This window comes from Noviherbaspirillum sp. FW303-A3 (assembly GCF_058788695.1).
In genome coordinates this window covers 848412-869104 of record NZ_JBYTAZ010000001.1, presented here as the reverse complement: position 1 = coordinate 869104, position 20693 = coordinate 848412, and the positions used below count along the sequence as shown (strand labels likewise).

At 59.2% G+C, this 20693-nt stretch carries 21 protein-coding genes; 14 read left to right on the top strand and 7 right to left on the bottom strand.

The annotated features are described in order from the left end of the window. Positions 1-172 precede the first annotated feature (172 nt). The gene (locus AC3WOY_RS04260; protein ID WP_492421114.1) at positions 173-1504 is read right to left on the bottom strand and encodes a DEAD/DEAH box helicase; all 1332 of its coding nucleotides are present in this window, start codon (positions 1502-1504) and stop codon (positions 173-175) included. A gap of 108 nt (positions 1505-1612) precedes the next feature. Continuing rightward, positions 1613-2404, bottom strand: coding sequence for an inositol monophosphatase family protein (locus tag AC3WOY_RS04255; RefSeq protein WP_492421113.1), 792 nt, complete (start codon positions 2402-2404; stop codon positions 1613-1615). Between the two features lie 121 nt (positions 2405-2525). Between AC3WOY_RS04255 and AC3WOY_RS04250 the strand changes: the two genes are divergently transcribed. Then, a complete protein-coding gene (locus AC3WOY_RS04250) occupies positions 2526-3287 on the top strand; it encodes an RNA methyltransferase (protein ID WP_492421112.1) in 762 nt (253 codons plus the stop codon). Positions 3288-3353: 66 nt separating this feature from the next. On the opposite strand, the gene lexA is transcribed toward AC3WOY_RS04250, so the two are convergent. Beyond that, entirely contained in the window at positions 3354-4010 is a 657-nt protein-coding gene (gene lexA, locus AC3WOY_RS04245; RefSeq protein ID WP_492421111.1) for a transcriptional repressor LexA, read from the bottom strand. Positions 4011-4269: 259 nt separating this feature from the next. On the opposite strand from lexA, the gene rpsF reads away from it, so the two are divergent. The 7 genes from rpsF (at position 4270) to AC3WOY_RS04210 (ending at position 9138) form a co-directional block, all read left to right on the top strand. After that, the gene (gene rpsF / locus AC3WOY_RS04240; RefSeq protein WP_420477084.1) at positions 4270-4638 is read left to right on the top strand and encodes a 30S ribosomal protein S6; all 369 of its coding nucleotides are present in this window, start codon (positions 4270-4272) and stop codon (positions 4636-4638) included. An 18-nt stretch (positions 4639-4656) separates the two neighbouring features. Next, complete coding sequence (gene priB, locus AC3WOY_RS04235; protein WP_492421110.1) at positions 4657-4956, top strand: primosomal replication protein N; 300 nt, start codon at positions 4657-4659, stop codon at positions 4954-4956. Between the two features lie 20 nt (positions 4957-4976). After that, positions 4977-5261, top strand: coding sequence for a 30S ribosomal protein S18 (rpsR, locus tag AC3WOY_RS04230; RefSeq protein ID WP_334188540.1), 285 nt, complete (start codon positions 4977-4979; stop codon positions 5259-5261). Between the two features lie 27 nt (positions 5262-5288). Beyond that, complete coding sequence (rplI, locus tag AC3WOY_RS04225; protein WP_492421109.1) at positions 5289-5741, top strand: 50S ribosomal protein L9; 453 nt, start codon at positions 5289-5291, stop codon at positions 5739-5741. 156 nt (positions 5742-5897) lie between these two features. Further along, positions 5898-7316 carry a replicative DNA helicase gene (locus AC3WOY_RS04220; protein WP_492421108.1) on the top strand — a complete coding sequence of 473 codons (1419 nt, stop codon included), beginning with the start codon at positions 5898-5900 and terminating at the stop codon, positions 7314-7316. Between the two features lie 101 nt (positions 7317-7417). Continuing rightward, a complete protein-coding gene (locus AC3WOY_RS04215) occupies positions 7418-8044 on the top strand; it encodes a DUF47 domain-containing protein (protein ID WP_492421107.1) in 627 nt (208 codons plus the stop codon). A gap of 86 nt (positions 8045-8130) precedes the next feature. Next, positions 8131-9138: an inorganic phosphate transporter gene (locus tag AC3WOY_RS04210; RefSeq protein WP_492421106.1), complete on the top strand. Its 1008-nt coding sequence runs from the start codon at positions 8131-8133 to the stop codon at positions 9136-9138. Between the two features lie 69 nt (positions 9139-9207). Here AC3WOY_RS04210 and AC3WOY_RS04205 read toward each other — a convergent pair whose 3' ends face one another. The 3 genes from AC3WOY_RS04205 to AC3WOY_RS04195 all read right to left on the bottom strand — a co-directional run bounded on the left by AC3WOY_RS04205 (position 9208) and on the right by AC3WOY_RS04195 (position 12064). Beyond that, positions 9208-10860, bottom strand: coding sequence for a PhoH family protein (locus AC3WOY_RS04205; RefSeq protein WP_492421105.1), 1653 nt, complete (start codon positions 10858-10860; stop codon positions 9208-9210). 187 nt (positions 10861-11047) lie between these two features. Next, positions 11048-11542, bottom strand: coding sequence for a peroxiredoxin (locus AC3WOY_RS04200; protein ID WP_492421104.1), 495 nt, complete (start codon positions 11540-11542; stop codon positions 11048-11050). A gap of 132 nt (positions 11543-11674) precedes the next feature. After that, on the bottom strand, positions 11675-12064 hold the full coding sequence (locus AC3WOY_RS04195; protein WP_492421103.1) for an Mth938-like domain-containing protein: 390 nt from the start codon (positions 12062-12064) through the stop codon (positions 11675-11677). A 187-nt stretch (positions 12065-12251) separates the two neighbouring features. Between AC3WOY_RS04195 and AC3WOY_RS04190 the strand changes: the two genes are divergently transcribed. Both AC3WOY_RS04190 and AC3WOY_RS04185 read left to right on the top strand, forming a co-directional pair. Further along, on the top strand, positions 12252-13484 hold the full coding sequence (locus AC3WOY_RS04190) for a pyridoxal phosphate-dependent aminotransferase (RefSeq protein ID WP_492421102.1): 1233 nt from the start codon (positions 12252-12254) through the stop codon (positions 13482-13484). Between the two features lie 71 nt (positions 13485-13555). Further along, on the top strand, positions 13556-14866 hold the full coding sequence (locus AC3WOY_RS04185; RefSeq protein ID WP_492421101.1) for a homoserine dehydrogenase: 1311 nt from the start codon (positions 13556-13558) through the stop codon (positions 14864-14866). An 81-nt stretch (positions 14867-14947) separates the two neighbouring features. Here AC3WOY_RS04185 and AC3WOY_RS04180 read toward each other — a convergent pair whose 3' ends face one another. Further along, positions 14948-15523 carry a helix-turn-helix domain-containing protein gene (locus AC3WOY_RS04180; protein ID WP_492421100.1) on the bottom strand — a complete coding sequence of 192 codons (576 nt, stop codon included), beginning with the start codon at positions 15521-15523 and terminating at the stop codon, positions 14948-14950. Between the two features lie 159 nt (positions 15524-15682). Here AC3WOY_RS04180 and kbl point away from each other — a divergent pair, with 159 nt between their 5' ends. The 4 genes from kbl to AC3WOY_RS04160 all read left to right on the top strand — a co-directional run bounded on the left by kbl (position 15683) and on the right by AC3WOY_RS04160 (position 20693). Then, positions 15683-16891, top strand: coding sequence for a glycine C-acetyltransferase (gene kbl / locus AC3WOY_RS04175; RefSeq protein ID WP_492421099.1), 1209 nt, complete (start codon positions 15683-15685; stop codon positions 16889-16891). A gap of 12 nt (positions 16892-16903) precedes the next feature. Continuing rightward, positions 16904-17875, top strand: coding sequence for an NAD-dependent epimerase/dehydratase family protein (locus tag AC3WOY_RS04170; protein WP_492421098.1), 972 nt, complete (start codon positions 16904-16906; stop codon positions 17873-17875). Between the two features lie 99 nt (positions 17876-17974). Next, positions 17975-19435 carry a threonine synthase gene (gene thrC, locus AC3WOY_RS04165; protein ID WP_492421097.1) on the top strand — a complete coding sequence of 487 codons (1461 nt, stop codon included), beginning with the start codon at positions 17975-17977 and terminating at the stop codon, positions 19433-19435. Positions 19436-19466: 31 nt separating this feature from the next. Further along, positions 19467-20693: a molybdopterin molybdotransferase MoeA gene (locus AC3WOY_RS04160; protein ID WP_492421096.1), complete on the top strand. Its 1227-nt coding sequence runs from the start codon at positions 19467-19469 to the stop codon at positions 20691-20693.

Below are 20693 nucleotides of genomic sequence, written 5' to 3'. Positions count from 1 at the left end.
TCGATGTTTCGGGAGCCGGTTTCAGCGCAGGTTTCAATGCCATTCCAGTCTTTGTCGTGTTGCGTAATGCGGATGTCGCGTGTAATCCGCCATTTTAATGGGGATTGGTGCTGAAAGGAGGGGGGGCGACGCAGCGTCTGCATGCTGCGTCGCCTTGCGGCAATGGCTCGGTTTACTGGCTGCCGCGATTGCGGTTTGCGGGCTTTTTGTCGCCGCTGAGGAGTTTTCCTGCCGGACGCTTGGGCGGTGTCGGCTTTCCTGCAGGAGCGGGGGCAGGGCGGGAGGTCTTGGCGGCCGGCTTCGGCTGCGCCGGGCGATTCCTGCCGCCGCCGTTACCGCTGCGCAGCTGGATGGGCTGCGGACGGGCATTCGGGTCAGGCTCGAAACCGGGAATGACTTCCCTCGGAAGAGAGCGTTTGATCAGTTTTTCGATGCCCTTGAGCATATCGTGCTCGTCCACGCAGACGAGGGAAACGGCTTCGCCGCTGGCGCCGGCACGTCCGGTGCGGCCGATGCGGTGGACATAGTCTTCCGGTACGTTCGGTAGGTCATAGTTCACGACGTGCGGCAACTGGTCGATGTCGATGCCGCGCGCGGCAATGTCGGTCGCGACCAGCACCTGGAGCGAGCCGTCCTTGAACTCCGACAGCGCACGGGTACGCGCCGACTGGCTCTTGTTGCCGTGGATCGCAAGTGCGCTGATTTCTTCCTTGCCGAGCTGCTCGACCAGCTTGTTCGCGCCATGCTTGGTGCGCGTGAATACCAGCACCTGCGACCAGTTGTTTGTCTTGACCAGATGGGCCAGCAACTGGTGCTTGCGATTGCGGTCGACCGGATGAATCTTCTGCGCGATCATTTCGGCCGTCGAGTTGCGGCGCGCCACTTCGATCATCGCCGGTGCGTTCAACAGGCTGTCGGCGAGGTCCTTGATCTCATCGGAGAACGTCGCAGAGAACAGGAGGTTCTGGCGCTGTTTCGGCAGCAATGCGAGGACACGCCGGATGTCACGGATGAAGCCCATGTCCAGCATGCGGTCTGCTTCGTCCAGGACCAGGATTTCAATGTTGGCCAGGCTGACAGTGCCCTGCTGGACATGGTCCAGCAGGCGTCCCGGCGTAGCGACCAGGATATCGACGCCCTTGCTCAACAACTGAATCTGGGGATTGATGCCGACGCCGCCGAAAATCACGGCCGAGCGGAGTTTCAGGTACTTGCCGTAGATGCGCACGCTTTCTTCTACCTGCGCGGCGAGTTCGCGCGTCGGCGTGAGGACCAGCGCACGGACCGTGCCGCGGGCCGCAGGCTTGCCGCCTTTCAGCCGCTGCAGGATGGGAAGTGTAAAGCCCGCGGTCTTTCCTGTGCCGGTTTGTGCGCCGGCAAGCAGGTCGCCACCAAGCAGAACGGCGGGAATGGCCTGGGTCTGGATGGGAGTGGGTGTGCTGTAACCCTGTTCGGTAACGGCACGGACGATTTCATCGGATAGACCGAGTTCGGTAAAGGACATGTGTTCTCTAAAATGATTCTGCCACTCGGCAGTCATGCCGGATGGGCAAAAGGAGGAAGCAGGGTGGCTTCGCGCACGCCCTGGCTTCAGGAGTTGACTCTGGGGTGATCAGGCAAACGGCGACAGCAGGTTCACCATCTGCCCAAAGACTTTGGGCGTGCCGGCGATGACGTTACCCTTATAGAGGTAATCCGATTCACCCTTGAAATCGGACACGATGCCGCCCGCTTCGGAGACAAGCAGGGCACCGGCTGCGGCGTCCCATGGCTGCAGGCCTTTCTCGAAGAATCCATCAAGGCGGCCGGCTGCCACATAAGCCAGGTCGAGTGCGGCGGCGCCGGGGCGGCGCAGGCCCGCGCATTTCTCGGTCATGATCTTGAACATCTTCATGTACTCGTCGAGTCCCTCGGTGCCCCGGAAGGGGAAACCGGTGCCGATGAGCGCATCCGCCATCTTGTCGCGGCGGCTCACGCGGATGCGCTTCTCGTTCAGGTACGCGCCGGCGCCCTTGGTCGCGGTGAACAGGTCATTGCGGGTCGGGTCGTACACTACAGCCTGCGTGATCTGGCCTTTCTGCTGCAATGCGATCGACACGCAGTACTGCGGAAAACCGTGGATGAAATTGGTCGTGCCGTCCAGGGGATCAATGATCCAGACGTTGTCGTTTTCGTCGTGCAGGTTGGAAGAGGCGCCGGATTCTTCGGCAAGGATCGCGTGGTCGGGGTACGCGGTTTTCAGAACTTCGATGATCGCCTGCTCGGCGGCCTGATCGACTTCGGTGACGAAATCGTTATGATTCTTCGTAGTGACCTTGACGCGGTCGATGTCAAACGAAGCGCGGTTGATGATCGACGCAGCGCGGCGCGCGGCCTTCACCGCCGTATTCAGCATGGGATGCATAGGGGTTCCGTTAAAATTGCGGTACCGTCGCATACCGCGCGGAACCACATGAAATAAGATTAATGAGCGATGCGGCAACAATCGGCGATACGCCGGTTCCCGCGCAATGCCGCTATTTTAAATGAACCAGCCCCAAACCAGTAATTCTCTTTTCAGCCGATTGCGCTTTGTCCTGGTCGGCACCAGCCATCCCGGTAACATTGGCGCCGCCGCGCGGGCAATGAAAACGATGGGATTTTCGCAACTTGTGCTGGTTAACCCCCGGTTTCCGGAAGCGACAGCACATGAGGAGGCAATCGCATTCGCCAGTGGTGCGCTGGATGTCCTGCAATCCGCGCGAGTCGTCGCGACGATCGAAGAGGCGCTGGACGGCTGCAACTTTGCTGCGGCGCTCAGTGCCAGGTTGAGGGAGTTTTCTCCGCCGATCACGACGCCGCGATCACTGGCAGGGCAATTGAGGGGGGACGACAGCCTGAATGCCGCGCTGGTATTCGGGAGCGAGCGCTATGGTTTGCCGAACGAGATCATTGAAAAGTGCAACGTGCTGATCAATATCCCGGCGAACCCCGAATACTCGTCGTTGAATCTGGCCCAGGCGGTACAGCTTCTCGCTTACGAGGCACGGATGGCTGCAGCTGGTGAGGCGGTACCTGCTTCCCCGGTCGGTTTCCAGGGCGTGGCCGCGAGCCTGGACCAGATTGAGGGCATGTATGCGCACCTCGAACAGGCACTCGTTGCGGTCGAATTTCTTGATCCGGCAAACCCGAAAAAATTGATGCCTCGCCTGAAGCGTCTTTTTTCCCGGACCCAGCTGGAAACCGAGGAAGTGAACATCCTGCGGGGCATTGCTCGGCAAATCATGAAAAAACTCGGACGGACGTGAAGCCTCGTCCGCGTCGGAATCCCTTTTTCAGGACTGTGCCGCGGACGTTTGCGCTACTCCGCTATTTCAGCCCCATGCGCGCAAGAGGCCTACCGCGAGCCCCTCAAGAGCGAAATTGTCTTCCCGTCCATCCACGACAATCGGTTCGAAATCCGGGTTTTCGGGGAGGAGTTCGATGACGCTGCCAGTCTTGCGGTAGCGCTTGACCGTCACGTCATCGCCAAGGCGGGCAACAACGATCTGCCCGTTCTTGGCTGAGTCGGTTTTCTTCACGGCCAGCAGGTCGCCGTCGAGAATGCCGACATCCCGCATCGACAGCCCCCGTACTTTCAACAAGTAGTCCGGCTTTGCGGAAAACAGCGAAGGGTCGACGCTGTACGTCGTTTCAATATGTTCCTGCGCGAGGATCGGCGAGCCCGCGGCCACTCGTCCAACGAGGGGCAGACTCAGTTGCATCAGGCTGGGGTGCGGCAAGGCCATTTGGCGGGCCACGCCAGTGCTGTCGTTACCCATGTCGCGAAGACGGATGCCGCGTGAGGTGCCGGGAGAAATTTCAATCGCGCCCTTTCGGGCGAGTGCCTGCAAATGTTCTTCTGCAGCGTTCGCTGAACGGAATCCAAGCTCGGCAGCAATTTCAGCCCGGGTGGGAGGAAATCCGGTGTTCTCAATGGCTTCCCTGATCAGGTTCAGGATCTGTTCCTGGCGGGCGGTCAGCTTGATCATGGCGATTCACTGGGGTTATCCAGTGCTGTGTGTATAAACAGACTGTATTTTTATACAGGATTTGTGTGAATGCAAGCGCATTTGTGCTTTATTTGGCCGCTTTTGCGCCGAAATTGTCCGATTCCCGGTCTGCGCGCCTTAAGGGCTTGAAAGCATTGAGTTTTCTTGCTGAACAGGTTATTATTGCGGGCTTTCCTCTTCCCACACCCGTCTTGACGCCGGGGTGGGCGATTTTTCAATCCGTCCAAAAGGAGAATTCATGCGTCATTACGAAATCGTATTTATCGTCCATCCGGATCAGAGCGAGCAAGTGCCCGCGATGATCGAACGCTACAAGGGCATCGTTACCGCCCGCAACGGCAAGGTCCACCGTGTCGAAGACTGGGGCCGCCGCCAACTGGCATACATGATCCAGAAGCTGGCCAAGGCACACTATGTTTGCATGAACATCGAGTGCGACAACGAAACCCTGGCTGAACTCGAAACCGGCTTCAAGTTCAACGACGCCGTCCTGCGCCACCTCACCGTCAAGATGAAGAAGGCCGAAACCGCCCCGTCGCCGATGATGAAGGCTGTTCAGAAGGAAGACGCTGCCAAGTCCCAACGTGCAGAGGCGTCCGCTGCGTAATTGCGGCAGCCGAGGAGTGTGAACCAGCTTCGCCTGATTGCTGCCATTGCCGAGCGTGACGTGTTGCGCTACACCCCGGCAGGCATCCCGATCGTGTCAGCAAAACTGCAGCACAGTTCGGAACAGGTTGAGGCAAGCATCCCGCGCCAGGTTGATATGGAGATTGCCGCGGTCGCCGCAGGCGAGATTTCCGGAAGATTCAACCAGGCAGCACTAGGGGAAATGTTTCAGTTCACAGGATTCCTGGCGCGCAAGAACCGCAACAGCAAAAGCCTCGTGTTCCACGTTACGGATTTCGAGTCAATTACAGATCACTAGATACAGTACAGGAGCCAAACATGGCATTCGGTAAAAAATTCGACAAGAGCAAACTCAAGCAAAAGCGCCAGCAGCAGAACCCGCTGTTCAAGCGCAAGAAATTCTGCCGCTTCACTGCCGCGCACGTTGAGCAGGTTGATTACAAGGACGTCGACACCCTGAAGGACTTCGTCCAGGAAAACGGCAAGATCATGCCGGCACGCCTGACCGGCACCAAGGCACACTACCAGCGTCAGGTCGACACCGCGATCAAGCGCGCACGCTACCTCGCGTTGCTGCCGTACACCGATCTGCACAACGCCTAATTGACGACTGAAGAATAGGAGAAAAACATGCAAGTCATTCTGTTGGAAAAAGTCGTCAATCTCGGCAACCTCGGCGAAGTGGTCAAGGTCAAGGACGGTTACGCACGTAACTTCCTGATCCCCCAGCGCAAGGCACGTCGTGCAACCCAGGCCGCAGTCGCCGAGTTCGAGGCAAAGCGCGCTGAACTCGAAAAGGCAGCGGCAGAGAAGCTGGCAGCTGCCCAGGCTCAAGGCGAAAAGCTGAACGGCATGACCGTCCAGATCGCCCAGAAGGCTGGCGTTGATGGCCGCCTGTTCGGTTCCGTTACCAATGCCGACATCGCTGAAGCAGTGACCAAGCAAGGTTTCGCAGTCGAGAAGGCTCAGATCCGCATGCCGCAAGGCCCGCTGAAGACTGTTGGCGATCACACCATTGCCGTGGCGCTGCACACGGACGTCGTGGTGGACGTCACTGTTTCCGTGCTGGGCGAACAAGCCTAATCGCGCGAATGCAGTCAACAAAAAGGCCGGGTCTCCCGGCCTTTTTTGTTGCTCTTTCAAGAGTGCCAAAACTGCATGTTGCTTGAGGAAAAATAAAGCGGATCAGACGAGGATACGCTCGGAAATGCGGTAGCTTAAACGGGTATAATGCGCGCCATGAATCACCGTGACAACCGCGATAATCGAGATAACCGCGCTTCCGATCCGCAAGTGGATGCACTTCGCATTCCGCCGCATTCCATTGAAGCGGAGCAATCCGTTTTGGGCGGTTTGCTGTTGGATAATGCCGCGTGGGATCGTATTGCCGATTTCATTACCGAAGACGATTTCTACCGGTACGACCATCGCATCATCTTTCAGCACATCGTCAAGCTGATCAATGGCTCCAAGCCGGCCGACGTCATCACCGTCTATGAAGCCATGTGCACCAGTGGCAAGGCGGAGGAGGCCGGCGGCCTGACCTACCTGAACGCACTCGCACAAAACACGCCTTCGGCGGCAAACATTCGCCGCTACGGCGAAATCGTCCGCGAACGCGGCGTCCTGCGCAAACTCATCACGGTGTCCGATGAAATCTCGGGCCAGGCATTCAATCCGCAGGGCAAAGAAGTCAAGCAGCTTCTAGACGAGGCTGAGTCGAAAATTTTCGCCATTGCGGAAGATGGCTCCCGGGGCGCTGCAGGCTGGGTGGCGATCCAGCCACTGCTGACACAGGTAGTGGAGCGCATCGACGAACTCTACAACCGCGACAACCAGAACGACATTACCGGCGTCCCGACCGGGTTCATCGACCTCGACCGCATGACCTCCGGCCTGCAGCCGGGCGACATGATTGTTGTCGCCGGACGTCCATCGATGGGCAAGACTGCGTTTTCGCTCAATATCGGCGAGAACGTTGCTATCGACAGCGGCCTTCCGGTAGCCGTGTTTTCCATGGAAATGGGTGGCGCTCAGCTGGCGATGCGTATGCTGGGTTCCGTCGGACGCCTCGACCAGAGCCGCCTGCGTGTGGGCAAACTCAACGACGAAGACTGGCCGCGCCTGACGCATGCTATCCAGAAGATGAACGAGGCGCAGCTGTATATCGACGAAACGCCTGCGCTGAGCCCGATCGAGTTGCGCGCGCGCGCACGACGCCTGGCGCGTCAGTGCGGACGCCTCGGCCTGATCATCGTCGACTACCTGCAGCTCATGTCCGGCAACGGCGGCGGCGGCGAGAACCGCGCGACCGAAATTTCCGAAATCTCGCGAAGCCTGAAAGGGATCGCCAAGGAACTCCATTGCCCGGTCATTGCACTGTCGCAGCTGAACCGTTCGCTGGAACAGCGTCCCAACAAGCGACCCGTGATGTCCGACTTGCGCGAATCCGGCGCTATCGAGCAGGACGCCGACGTGATCCTGTTCATTTACCGCGACCAGGTGTACAACCCGGATTCACCGGACAAGGGCACCGCCGAAATCATCATCGGTAAACAGCGTAACGGTCCGATCGGCACTGTGCGCCTGACCTTCCTTGGCGAATACACGAAGTTCGACAATTACACCGGCGGTAACGCGATCTTCGACAACGAATAAAGACAAGTACGGAATTTGGTATTCGTTCTCACAAAGGACGATGTGTGGTTGACGTGAACACCGACAACGAATTAACGATTCAACATTAAGAGAGCAAAAATATGTTTGGACGATTGATGCCCAACGAGGGCAAGTTCTTTGACCTTTTCGTGCAGCACGGGGAGCTGTGCGTCAAGGGAGCGAAGGAAATGGTCGCGCTGATGACCAATTTCGACGACCTGGAAAACCGTGTGCATGCGATCGAGAGCATCGAGAAGCAGGCCGACAAGGTGACCTACGAAACCCTCGATATGCTGCACAAGACGTTCATTACGCCGCTAGACCGTGATGACATCCACAAGTTGATTACCAAGATGGACGACATCCTGGACTTGCTGGAAGATGCAGGGCAGACGATCTCCCTGTATGACATCAAGGCAGTCACGCCCGAAGCCAAGCGCCTTGCTGAACTCTGCCTGTCGTGCACCGAGAAGGTCAAGACTGCGGTCGGCCTGCTGCACAGCATGGATAATTCCGGCCAGATCCTTTCCGTGTGCGAAGAAATCGATCGTCTCGAGTCGGATGCCGACCATGTGATGCGCGCCGCGATGTCGAAGCTGTTCCGCGACGAGCCGGATGTCCGTAACCTCATCAAGCTCAAGGCCATCTATGAAATTCTGGAAACGGTGACCGACCGTTGCGAGGATGTGGCCAACATCATCGAGGGCATCATTGTTGAGAATGCCTGAGCAGGACGCTGCGCAGGCCCGGTGGCTATTGCCTTGCTCAAGCAGGGCAGTGCGCCGGTCGCTCAAACAAACGAGAACAAAAACTCATGCAAACCCTTGAAATAAGTATTTACACGCTCGGTTTCCTGATCCTGCTGGCGCTGGCGTTCGACTTCATGAACGGCTTCCACGATGCAGCGAACGCGATCGCAACCGTTGTCTCCACAGGCGTCCTGAAGCCGCAGCACGCCGTGGCAATGGCGGCGCTGTTCAACGTGATCGCGATCTTCTTCTTCCAGCTGAAGGTCGCAAGCACAGTGGGTAAAGGCACCATCGAACCGGTCGTGGTGGATCATTACGTTGTCTTCGGCGCTCTTGTCGGAGCGATATTCTGGAACGTGCTGACCTGGTACTACGGCATTCCGTCGTCGTCGTCGCATGCGCTCATCGGCGGCCTGGTCGGTGCCGCGGTCGCCAAGGCGGGCACGGGTGCGCTGATCTCCAGCGGCCTGATCAAGACCATTTCGTTCATCCTGCTGTCGCCGCTGCTCGGTTTCGTGTTCGGCTCGATCCTGATGGTCATCGTCTCCTGGCTGTTCGTCAAATCGACCCCGCGCCGCGTCGATAAGTGGTTCCGCCGCATGCAGCTCGTGTCGGCGTCGCTGTACAGCCTTGGCCACGGCGGCAACGACGCGCAGAAGACCATGGGCATCATCTGGATGCTGCTGATCGCTGCCGGCTATTCGACGGCCAAGGATCCGCTGCCTTCGTGGGTCATCATCAGCTGCTACGCGGCGATCGGCCTCGGCACGCTGTTCGGCGGCTGGCGTATCGTCAAGACCATGGGGCAAAAGATCACCAAGCTGAAACCTGTCGGCGGTTTCTGTGCGGAGACCGGCGGTGCAATCACCTTGTTCCTCGCTACCGGCCTTGGTATCCCCGTGTCGACCACCCATACGATTACCGGCGCCATCGTCGGTGTCGGTTCGGCGAGAAAGATGTCCGCCGTGCGCTGGGGGGTTGCGGGCAATATTGTCTGGGCCTGGGTCTTCACGATCCCGGCGTCCGCTTTCGTTGCGGCTATCGCATGGTGGATAGGGACCAAGATCCTGTAATCCGCCGCAATTCCAGCAGAAACGAAAAAGCCGCGCAATGCGCGGCTTTTTCTTTGGGCGGGGGATTGGTCAGAGTACGTCGCTGGCGTGATCGGCGAGGCGAGAGCGTTCGCCACGGGCCAGCGTGACGTGGCCACTGTGGTTCCAGCCCTTGAAGCGGTCTACCACGTAAGTCAGGCCGCTCGAACCTTCCGTCAGGTACGGTGTATCGATCTGCGCGATATTGCCCAGGCAGATGATCTTCGTGCCGGGGCCTGCACGCGTGACCAGGGTTTTCATCTGCTTCGGCGTCAGGTTCTGCGCCTCGTCGATGATGAGGAACTTGTTCACGAAGGTGCGGCCGCGCATGAAGTTGAGCGACTTGATCTTGATGCGTGAGCGGATCAGGTCCTGCGTGGCGGCACGGCCCCATTCGCCGGCATCGCTGTCGGACTTGTTCAGCACTTCGAGGTTGTCGTCGAAGGCGCCCATCCACGGTGACATCTTCTCCTCTTCGGTGCCGGGCAGGAAACCGATATCTTCACCGACGGGAACGGTCACCCGGGTGACGATGATCTCGTTGTAAAGCTTCGTCTCCAGGACTTGCGCCAGACCGGCTGCCAGCGCAAGCAGCGTCTTGCCGGTGCCCGCCTGGCCGAGCAGGGTGACGAAATCGCACTCCGGATTCATCAGCAGGTTGAGTGCGAAGTTCTGCTCGCGGTTGCGCGCGGTGATGCCCCAGACGCCGTTCTTTCCGTGCGTGTAGTCGCGCAGGGTCTGGATAACAGCGGTCTTGCCGTTGATTTCCTTGACCTGGCCGTAGAACGGCGCCTCACCGGTGCTCGGCTCCATGAAGACGAACTGGTTGACGAGGAAGCCGGGAACCATCGGGCCGGTCAGACGGTAGAAGGTGTAGCCGGTGCCATGCTTGTTTTCCTGCCACGACTCCATGCCTTTCGCATGCTTGTTCCAGAAGTCGTCCTGCAACTGGAGGATGCCGGAATAGAGCAGGTCGGTGTCTTCCAGCACGTGGTCGTTGAAGTATTCTTCCGCCGGCAGGCCCAAGGCGCGGGCCTTGATGCGCATGTTGATGTCCTTGGACACCAGCACGATCGGACGGCCCGGATACTGCGCTTCGAGTGCTCGGACAACGCCGAGGATCTGGTTGTCGGCCTTGCCGATCGGGAGTCCCTCCGGCAGCTCGCTGATCTGAAGCCGGGTCTGGAAAAACAGCCGGCCTTTTGCATCCTTGTTGCCGAGCTTCGACAGGGAAATACCTTCCTCGATCGCGTGTTCTTCGACCCCGGCTACAAGCGCATCAAGGGAGCGCGATACCTGACGGGCATTGCGTGCCACTTCGGACATGCCCTTCTTGTGGTTGTCCAGTTCCTCCAGCGTCATCATCGGCAGGTAGACATCGTGTTCGTCGAAGCGGAACAGCGAGGTCGGGTCGTGCATCAGCACGTTCGTGTCGAGGACGAACATCTTGGTCACGCCCATCTTGTCGCCGATGCGGCTGGCGCTGGACTTGATCAGGGTGTCGACTTCCTTGGCCTTGCTGGTGCGTTTGGCCGGAGTGGCTTTCTCGGTTTTTGCGCGCGCCTGTGGGGCCGAATCGGCAGCCGGGGCAGCAGATTCAACGAGCGTCATCACAGGTTTTGCCGGTTTTCCTTTCTCTACCTTCGGATAGTCTTGGGTTGAGAGCATTGTTGCTGGCTTGGTCGGCAATTTGGGCAGTGGCATCAGTACCTCAATCTAGAAATGTGTTGAATTGACTACGCGCGGGGTACAAACGGAGGTTGGAAGGTTGGACAACGGGGAGGGAAAGGGAATTGCAAAAGCAAAAAAGCCGTTTGAGGGGGAGGCTCGATGCCTCTTCCACAAACGGCCTTCGGTAAGGAAATTCTTTTAAATTCAATGTGTTCTGTTGTTACGCAAGAGCCTTCACAAACTCGAGCACTTCATCTACGTGCCCAGGCACCTTTACTCCACGCCATTCTTTCACCAATTTCCCGTTGCCGTCAACGACAAATGTGCTGCGCTCCACGCCGCGCACCTGCTTGCCATACATGTTTTTCATCTTCATGACATTGAACATGATGCACAACGTTTCGTCCGGATCGGAGATCAGTTCGAACGGCATGCCCAGCTTGGACTTGAAGCCTTCGTGGGAACGGATGCTGTCGCGGCTGATGCCGAAGATCTCGGTATTCGCTGCCTGGAACTGGGGATGCAGGTCGCGGAACTGCATGCTCTCGGTGGTGCAGCCCGGCGTATTGTCTTTCGGGTAGAAGTAAAGGACGATGTTCTTTCCCTTGTAGTCCGACAAGCGGAATGTCTGGTCGCCGGTCATTGCTGCGGTAAATTCGGGAACGATCAAGTTCAATGCAGATGGGCTTTCAGCCACGCTCTTCTCCTGGTCCATGTGTGTTGTCGCTTGTGGCGAAGTTGTTGTTGTCTCGTCCCCGGAGTGCGGGGCGCATTCGCGATGTTAGCGAATGTTCATCCTGTTGGGAACCTCGCTCGCTGGACAAAGACGGGATTCGTTTTCGTTCCTTCAAGCGTTCCGTTCCCCGCCCTCGAAGATGAGCGCGAGGACGACCTTGCGGCCTTCTCCCATCAGGATGTTGTAGGTGCGGCAGGCAGCCTGGCTGTCCATGCATTCGACGCCGATACGGCGAGTGGTCAGCGCGCCGATCAGCTTCGGATGGACAAAGCGCTGCCTGGTCCCCGTGCCGAGGATCACGACATCCGGCGAGGTATCGGCGATCTGCGCGAAATGTTCCGCCGTCAGCTCGTCGAAGGTACGCGGCGGCCAGGCGGCCGGCGCAATTTCAGGCAGGACGATCAGGCTGTGCGAAAAGCGTACCGCATTGATTTCGACGCCGGTTTCGTCGTAAGCGGTAACAGTCTGGTAATGCTGGGTGGCGGTGGTGTGGAGCTTCATGACACTGTAGACACGCGAATAGGCGTGAATTTCCGACAATTAGAGGAAAAAGATGGGGCATTGTAGCGTTTTCCGCGCTAAAACATCCCGACGTACATTGATAAAACTACTTGCTTTCGGCAAAATGAGTCTTTTGGCGGTGCACCATTGCATCCCAACTTTTGCGTAACTTCAAGGGATTGCTTCAGTGCGACCGATTCAGAAATCCAAGAAACTGGCAGACGTTTGCTACGACATCCGCGGGCCCGTACTCGAAAAGGCCAAGCAGATGGAGGAAGAGGGTCACAAGATCATCAAGCTGAACATCGGCAACCTCGCCGTGTTCGGTTTCGATGCGCCCGACGAGATCGTGCAGGACATGATCCGCAACATGCCGAACGCGGCCGGCTACACGGATTCCAAGGGTATGTTCGCGCCCCGCAAGTCCATCATGCATTACACGCAGGAAAAGAAGATTACCGGCGTGACGATCGAGGATGTCTATATCGGCAACGGTGCATCCGAGTTGATCGTGATGGGCATGAACGCACTGCTCAATACCGGCGACGAAGTGCTGGTGCCGGCGCCCGACTATCCCCTTTGGACTGCGGCTGTCAGCCTGTCCGGCGGCAAGCCGGTCCACTATGTCTGCGACGAAGAGTCCGGATGGCTGCCGGATATTGATGACATAAAGAAAAAGATCACGCCGAATACCAAGGCCATTGTGGTCATCAATCCGAATAACCCGACCGGTGCTTTGTATCCGGTTGAAGTGTTGCAACAAATCGTCGAAGTTGCCCGCCAGCATCAGTTGATCGTCTTTGCAGACGAGATCTACGACAAGACGCTGTACGACGGCGAAACGCACACTTCCATTGCATCGCTTGCTGACGACGTCTTGTTCATCACGCTTAATGGCCTGTCGAAGAACTATCGTTCCTGCGGCTATCGTTCCGGCTGGATGGTGGTGTCCGGCGACAAGAAGGCCGCGCGCGATTATATTGAAGGCTTGAACATGCTGGCGTCGATGCGCCTGTGCGCCAATGCGCCGGGTCAGTATGCGATCCAGACCGCATTGGGCGGGTACCAGAGCATTAACGACCTGGTCGGCCCCGGCGGCCGCCTGCTCAAGCAGCGCGATCTTGCGCACAAGCTTTTGTCCGATATTCCCGGTGTCAGCTGCGTGAAGCCGAAATCCGCGCTCTACATGTTCCCGCGGCTTGACCCGAAGATTTATCCGATCAAGAACGACCAGCAGTTCGCCTATGAATTGCTGGCCGAAGAGAAGGTCCTGATCGTGCAGGGCACCGGTTTCAACTGGATCGCGCCGGACCATTTCCGCGTCGTGTTCCTGCCGAATTCGGACGACCTGACCGAGGCGATCGGCCGCATTGCGCGTTTCCTCGAGAGTTATCGCAAGCGCCACGCGATCGCCGCGTAACGTTTCATCATTGCAGTACCTCCGTGTTCCGGCGTGTGCCGGACTCCAGCAGCGTTTTATTTTTGAAGATTATGAAACCCATCAAAGTAGGCTTGTTAGGCATCGGTACCGTCGGTTCCGGCACATTCAACGTTCTGAAGCGTAACCAGGAAGAGATTACGCGCCGCGCCGGCCGTCGTATCGAGATTGCGATGGTGGCGGACCTGAACGTCGAGCGTGCCAGGGAACTCACCAACGGCGAATGCGAAGTCGTCAATGACGCCAATCTGGTGGTGAACAACCCCGAAATCGATATCGTCATCGAGCTGATCGGCGGCTATGGTATCGCCAAGGACCTGGTGATGAAGGCGATTGCGAACGGCAAGCATGTCGTCACTGCCAACAAGGCACTGCTCGCGACGCACGGCAACGAAATCTTCAAGGCGGCGCAGGACAAGGGCGTGATGGTTGCGTTTGAAGCGGCTGTCGCCGGCGGCATCCCGATCATCAAGGCCCTGCGCGAAGGCCTGACCGCGAACCGCATCCAGTGGATCGCCGGCATCATCAACGGCACCACCAATTTCATCCTGTCCGAGATGCGCGACAAGGGGCTCGACTTCGACGTCGTGCTGAAGGAAGCGCAACGCCTTGGCTACGCGGAAGCCGATCCGACCTTCGACATCGAAGGCGTGGACGCGGCTCACAAGGCGACCATCATGTCGGCGATTGCATTCGGCATTCCGGTGCAGTTCGACAAGGCTCACGTGGAAGGCATCACCAAGCTGCAGGCAACCGACATCCGTTATGCCGAGCAGCTCGGCTACCGCATCAAGCTGCTGGGCATCGCGCGCCGCACGCCGAACGGCATCGAACTGCGCGTGCACCCGACCCTGATCCCGGCCAAGCGCCTGATCGCGAATGTCGAAGGCGCGATGAATGCCGTTCTGGTGCAGGGCGACGCCGTTGGCGCAACGCTGTACTACGGCAAGGGCGCCGGCTCCGAGCCGACCGCTTCCGCCGTCATCGCCGACCTCGTTGATATCACCCGCCTGGCGACTGCCGATCCGGAGCATCGCGTGCCGCACCTCGCATTCCAGCCGGATGCGATGGTCGATACGCCGATCCTGCCGATGAGCGAAGTGACGACCAGCTATTACCTGCGCATGCGCGTATCCGACCAGCCCGGCGTGCTGGCCGATGTGACGCGCATCCTCGCTGACTCGTCGATCTCCATCGATGCGATGCTGCAGAAGGAGCCGGATGAAGGCGAGACCCGCACCGACATCATCATGCTGACGCACCAGACCCAGGAGAAGAATATCGTTGCTGCGATTGCGAAGATCGAAGCACTGTCCACCGTGGTCGGCGAAGTGACGAAGATCCGCCTCGAGCAACTGAGCTGATGCCATCGCCTGCGGTCGGCGCAGGCGTCCAAAAGAAAACGGCCCGAAGATGCCATGTCTTCGGGCCGTTTTCTTTTTCTCTTAGCGGTGCGTGACGACCAGCAGGGCTTTTGCTTCCGTCTTGCCGACATTGCGGATTGCGTGGCTGCGGTCTGCCTGGTAACGGGCCGTTCCCCCGGCCTTCAGCTTTTTCGTCACCCCATCCACTTCCACTTCTGCCGTCCCGTGCAGGAGCGTCAGGTATTCCGTCGTACCCGGGTCATGCGGGTTCGATACCAGCGCACCTTCCGGTGCCAGTGTCAGTTCGTACCACTCGTATTTTCCTGCCAGTTCCATCGGGCCGAGTATCCGGAGCACGTAGCCTGCGTGCGCGCCGGGGAGGGTGGGGGTTTCGTGCGGCTCCAGCACGTGGATCGCCTCCTGCTCCGGCCTTTCGCTGGACAACAATTCTTCAATGCCGATGCCCAACGCGTTCGCCAGCCGCCATGCGACTGCGATGGTGGGGTTTGCCTTTTCCCGTTCGATCTGGGAAAGCATGGACTTGGATACGCCTGCCGCGCGTGACAGGTCGTCCAGCGTCAATCCGCGCTTGAGCCGCAGTTTCTGAAGGGTTGCGCCTACTTCCGGAGGGGAACTCGGCGGACTGATCTTTTTCATAAGGGGATACTTGCAAAGTTCAATGGTTGTATTTAATATTCAATATATTGAACTTGAGTTCTAAATAATGAATTCAGTGAATTATATTGAAATTGCATCGTAGCAGATGCGGCCGGGGATGAATACCCGCCGTTTGACGAAGAAATAGGGAGGCAGGCAATGGGCGACAAGAGTGCGAAGGAAAGTTTTTACGCTGGGCTGGAAAGCAATCTTGCCAGCTTGCGCGAGCAGGGGCTGTTCAAGCCGGAGCGGGTGATTGCGTCGCGCCAAGGCGCGGAAGTGACTTGCGACGATGGCCGCACGCTGATCAACCTGTGCGCCAACAACTACCTGGGTCTTTCCGGGGACGAGGAAACGGTGCGCGCCGCAATCGATGCGACCGAAAAGTATGGCTACGGGCTGTCGTCCGTCCGTTTCATCTGCGGCACCCAGACCGTGCACAAGCAGCTTGAACGCGCACTGTCCGAGTTCCTCGGCATGGAGGACACGATCCTGTATGCGGCAGCTTTCGATGCCAACGGCGGCGTGTTCGAACCCTTGTTCGACGAGAACGACGCCATTATTTCCGACGCCCTGAACCATGCCTCCATCATCGATGGCATCCGTCTCTGCAAGGCGGCGCGCTATCGCTACCAGCACAACGACATGGTCGACCTGGAAGCGCAATTGCAGGCGGCGGAAGGCAAGCGGCACAAGCTGATCGTGACCGACGGCGTGTTCTCGATGGACGGCACGATCGCGCAACTCGACAGGATCTGCGACCTGGCGGACAAATACGGCGCCCTGGTCATGATCGATGAATGCCACGCGAGCGGCTTCATGGGCAAGACCGGCCGCGGAACGCACGAGCACCACAACGTGATGGGGCGTGTCGACATCATTACCGGCACGCTCGGCAAGGCGCTCGGCGGCGCGATGGGCGGATTTACTTCCGCGCGCAAGGAGGTCATCCAGACGCTGCGCCAGAAATCGCGCCCCTATCTGTTCTCGAATTCGCTGGCGCCTTCGATTGCGGGAGCATCCCTGTCCGTGCTGCAACACCTGTCATCCTCTACCGAACTGCGCGATCGCTTGCACGCCAACACGGCGTACTTCCGCAAGGCGATCAGCGAGCTGGGATTCACGATCAAACCCGGCACGCATCCGGTGGTGCCTGTGATGCTGTTCGACGCACCGCTGGCACAGAAATTCGCGCAACGCCTGTACGAACTGGGTGTGCTGGTGACCGGTTTCTTCTACCCGGTCGTTCCAATGGGGCAGGCTCGGGTGCGCGTGCAGCTTTCGGCGGCGCACACAACGGGGCAACTCGACCGTGCCCTGGCCGCATTCCGGCAGGCGGGACAGGAACTTGAACTCTTGAAGAATTGAAGGAGCAGTACGATGGAACGCATTCTGGTTATCGGCGCCAACGGCCAGATCGGCAGCGAGCTGGTCGATGCGCTGATCGCGCGATTCGGGAAGGAAAACGTCATCGCCTCGGATATCGGGCCGGGCAGCCTCTTCGGCGCCGAGAACTACGAGCCCCTGGATGTCCTCGATGCCAGCCGTGTGGCGCAAGTCGTCGACCGGTACGGGATCACGCAGGTGTACCAGCTCGCGGCGCTCCTGTCCGTCACCGGCGAGCAGGCGCCGCTGAAGGCATGGACGCTCAACATGAACGGACTGCTCAACATTCTCGAGATCGCGCGCGAACGCGGACAGGCGGGCAAGCCGCTGAAGGTGTTCTGGCCGTCCTCGATTGCCGCCTTCGGGCCGCACACCCCGGCAGTGGACACGCCCCAGTTGGCGGTGATGGACCCGACTACGATTTACGGCATCAGCAAGCAGGCCGGCGAGCGCCTGTGCGAATACTATTTCAGCAAGTTCGGCGTGGACGTGCGCAGCATCCGCTATCCGGGCATCATCAGCCACAAATCGCCTCCCGGCGGCGGCACGACCGATTACGCCATTGCGATCTTCCACGCGGCGGCGCACGGGGAATGCTACGAGTGCTTCCTCGGACCGGAGTCGACGCTGCCGATGATTTACATGCCCGATGCCATTCGCGCAACGATCGAGCTGATGGATGCCCCTCCCGATCAGGTGCGGATCCGTTCCGCCTATAACGTGGCCGGGCTGAGCTTCAATCCGCGCGAACTGGCAAACGCAATCCGGCAGCGCCGCCCGGCTTTCGAGATCCGCTATCGCCCCGACCATCGTCAGGCCATCGCCGACACTTGGCCGCACAGTCTGGATGACACCCATGCCCGCGCCGACTGGGGCTGGAAGGCGAAGATAGGGCTCGACGAACTGGTCGATGACATGCTCGCCAATATTCGCCGCGAACCGCACAAACTCCACCACGCCGCGTAAGGAAAATGCCGCTCCGCCATGGGGCGGCAGTTATAATGCAAGATTCGGCCTGGAAGCTGTTGGCCTTCCGCCATCTCATTATTAAATTTTCAAGAATTTATGCAATACGTTTCCACTCGCGGTCAATCGCCGGCGCAATCGTTTTCCCAAATCCTGCTAGGCGGCCTCGCGCCGGACGGCGGCCTGTACCTGCCGGTCGAATATCCGAAGGTCAGCGGCGCCGAACTGGATGCCTGGCGCAAGCTGTCCTATGCCGATCTCGCAGTGGAAGTATTGAAGAAGTTTGCGACCGATATCCCGGAAGCTGACCTGAAGGCGTTGGCGCACAAGACCTATACCGCCGACGTGTACCGTAATGCACGCGCCGGTGAAGACGCGTCGCAGATCACGCCGCTGCGCGTGCTGGAAGAAGCGAACGGCACCAGGCTGGTCCTGCAGGCCCTGTCCAACGGCCCGACGCTGGCGTTCAAGGACATGGCGATGCAACTGCTCGGCAACCTGTTCGAGTATGCGCTGGCCAAACAGCATGCCGAACTGAACATTTTCGGCGCTACCTCGGGCGACACCGGCAGTGCTGCCGAGTATGCCATGCGCGGCAAGAAGGGCATCCGCGTCTTCATGCTGTCGCCGCACAAGAAGATGAGTGCGTTCCAGACCGCGCAGATGTTCAGCCTGCAGGATCCCAACATTTTCAACATTGCCGTCGAAGGCGTGTTCGATGACTGCCAGGACATGGTCAAGGCGGTGTCGAACGACCTCGATTTCAAGACCCGCCAGAAGATCGGCACGGTCAATTCCATCAACTGGGCGCGTGTCGTCGCGCAGGTGGTGTACTACTTCCGCGGCTATCTCAGCGCGACCACGAGCAACGACCAGAAGGTGTCGTTCACCGTCCCGTCCGGCAACTTCGGCAATATCTGCGCCGGCCATATCGCGCGCATGATGGGCCTGCCGATCGACAAGCTCGTCGCGGCGACCAACGAAAACGATGTGCTGGACGAGTTCTTCCGCACCGGCGTCTACCGTGTCCGCAAGTCGTCCGAGACCTACCATACGACCAGCCCGAGCATGGACATCAGCAAGGCGTCCAACTTCGAGCGTTTCGTCTATGACCTGCTTGGCCGCGATGCCGAACGCGTGCGCGCGCTGTTCAGGAAGGTAGACACGCATGGCGGTTTCGACCTGTCCGGCAAGCCGGGCAGCGATGGCGACGAGTTCGCCAAGGTTGCCCAGTATGGATTCCTGTCCGGCAAGTCGGTGCATGCCGACCGCGTGGCGACCATCCGCGACGTGCATGCAAAGTACGGCGTGACGATCGACACCCATACCGCGGACGGCGTGAAGGTCGCGCGCGAGCATCTGACGCCGGGTGTGCCGATGATCGTGCTCGAAACCGCATTGCCGGCGAAATTCAATGAAACAATCCGTGAATCGCTTGGCCGCGATGCCGAGCGTCCGGCCGGTTTCGAGAACATCGAAGCCCTGCCGCAGCGTTTCGAAGTAATGCCTGCGGATGTCGAGAAGATGAAGGCGTTCATCGCAAAACACACCGGTTTGTAACCAGATCCGCGTTTCGAGGCCCCGGTTGAGCATGACTGAAAAGAAACCCATGTTGAGCGCGCCGGAAGCGCTCGATATCCTTCTCTCTGCGGTCCGGCCGATCGCAGGGACGGAAACCCTTCCGACGCTGGAGTCGAACGGCCGCGTGCTGTCGGCAGACCAGACCTCGCAGCTCAACGTTCCGCCGATGGACAACACCCAGATGGACGGCTATGCGGTCCGCGCCGAAGACTGCGCCAGCGGCACTGTGCAGCTGAAGGTGTCGCAGCGTATCCCCGCCGGCCATGTCGGCACGCCGCTGCAACCCGGCACGGCCGCGCGCATCTTTACCGGCGCAATGATCCCGGATGGTGCGGACGCCGTCGTCATGCAGGAGCAGTGCGAGGCGCAGGGCGACTCCGTCATTGTGCGCCATGCGCCCAAGGCGGGCGAGTGGATCCGCCGCGCAGGCGAAGATATCCGGGCGGGCAACATCATCCTTTTCCGGGGAACGCGCTTGCGCGCGCAGGAGCTGGGACTTGCCTCGTCGGTCGGGCTTGCCGAACTGCCTGTGGTGCGCCGTCCCCGCGTGGCCGTCTTTTTTACCGGCGACGAGCTGGCGATGCCCGGCGAACCGCTGAAACCCGGCGCCATCTACAACTCCAATCGCTTCACGCTGCGCGGCCTGCTCGAGAACCTGGGCTGCGAAATCACCGACTACGGCATCGTTCCCGATTCGCTCGACGCCACCCGGACCACCTTGCGCACGGCGGCGGCGGAGCATGACCTGATCATCACCTCGGGCGGCGTGTCGGTCGGAGAAGAGGATCACATCAAGCCGGCGGTCGAGGCGGAAGGCCGCCTGAACATGTGGCAGATCGCGATCAAGCCCGGCAAGCCGCTTGCGTTCGGGGAAGTCGATCGCGGTGAAGGCGGCAGTGCATTTTTCATCGGACTGCCGGGGAATCCGGTTTCCAGCTTCGTGACTTTCCTGCTGTTCGTCCGGCCGTTCATCCTGCGTTTGCAGGGCGTGGCGGAAGTGGCGCCGAAGGCATTTGCGATGCGCGCCGATTTTTCCTTGGCGAAGGGCGACCGGCGCAATGAATTCCTGCGAGCGCGCATCAATCCGGCAGGCGGACTCGACCTGTTCTCCAACCAGGGGTCCGCAGTATTGACTTCGACCGTTTGGGGCGACGGACTGATCGACAATCCGCCCGGGAACGCGATTTCCCCCGGTGACGCTGTACGCTTCCTTCCTTTCAGCGAACTGCTTTTCTGA